Raw genomic sequence first — 1,374 nt, 5'->3', positions numbered from 1 at the left:
GGGAGTGTCATAAATTTTGTGTTCGGGCATAACATGTTGCAGAGGTGCATGTATGCCGACCAAAAAGAAACCGGCCAGTAAGGCCCAGCGTGACCTTCCATCCATTCCCAAAGAGCTGATCGACCAGTTCGTCAGCGGCCCGATGAGTGCCGAAGCCATTCAGGATGCCTCGATGGCGTTCAAGAAGGCGCTCATCGAGCGAGCCCTTGGTGCCGAGTTGGGTCACCACCTTGGTTATCCTCAGGGCGCGGAGCGCCCCGAGGATTCGAGTAACCAGCGTAACGGCCGAAGCGGCAAGACCGTGCTGACCGATGACGGCCCGTTGCGCCTGGATATTCCCAGAGACCGCGATGGCAGCTTTGCTCCGATCCTGATTCCCAAACACGAGCGCCGGTTTACAGGCTTCGATGACAAGATCATTGCTATGTATGCCCGCGGCATGAGTGTTCGCGAGATTCGTGCATTTCTCTCCGAACAGTACGGGACAGACGTCTCCCATGACTTCATCAGCTCGGTCACCGACGCTGTTCTGGAGGAAGTCGGTACTTGGCAACAACGGCCACTTGAGCCCATGTACCCGGTCATTTTCTTCGATGCCCTGCGGGTCAAAATCCGTGACGAAGGCGTGGTTCGTAACAAGGCAATCTACTTGGCCCTGGGTGTGCTGCCCGACGGCACCCGGGATATTTTGGGTATCTGGATCGAGAACACCGAGGGTGCCAAGTTCTGGATGAAAGTCTTCAACGACCTCAAAACCCGAGGCGTCGAGGACGTTTTGATTGCGGTAACTGACGGCCTCAAAGGCATGCCGGAAGCCTTGAGTGCGGTGTTCCCTGAGACAACGCTGCAGACCTGCATCGTCCATTTGATTCGTAACAGCCTTGATTACGCGGCATGGGACAAACGTCGCGAGCTGGCCAAAGCCCTGAAACCGATCTATCAAGCGCTCAATGCTGAAGTCGCCGAGCAAGCTTTGGAGGCCTTCGAGACAGGACCTTGGGGCAAGCAATATCCGACGATAGCGGCAGCTTGGAGGCGCGCCTGGGACCGAGTCATCCCGTTTTTCATGTTCCCGCCGGCCATACGAAAAGTGATCTACACCACCAACGCCATCGAAAGCATCAATGCTCAGTTGCGTAAAATCATCAAGACAAGAGGTCACTTTCCAACCGACGAGGCAGCGACGAAACTGATCTGGCTGGCGCTGCAAAACATTACTTCCAATTGGGGCAGTGCAGCCCATGACTGGAAAAGCGCCATGAATCAGTTCGCAGTTTTGTACGGAGATCGATTCATCAGACCAAACTGGTGAAATGAAGGCCTGCCTAACGGCAGGCCGTTATCGGCCCGCACACAAAAAATCTGACACTCTCG

At 55.2% G+C, this 1,374-nt stretch carries 1 protein-coding gene; it reads left to right on the top strand.

The window, feature by feature from the left end:
• The first annotated feature begins 52 nt into the window (after window positions 1-52).
• Window positions 53-1,312 carry an IS256 family transposase gene (locus ACQ4OB_RS27805; RefSeq protein ID WP_430956867.1) on the top strand — a complete coding sequence of 420 codons (1,260 nt, stop codon included), beginning with the start codon at window positions 53-55 and terminating at the stop codon, window positions 1,310-1,312.
• Window positions 1,313-1,374 lie beyond the last annotated feature (62 nt).

This window comes from Pseudomonas sp. ES4, from assembly GCF_050586665.1.
GTDB lineage: Bacteria > Pseudomonadota > Gammaproteobacteria > Pseudomonadales > Pseudomonadaceae > Aquipseudomonas > Aquipseudomonas frederiksbergensis.
Note: the sequence above shows the minus strand (reverse complement) of the source record. Positions and strands in the feature narration are given on the sequence as shown.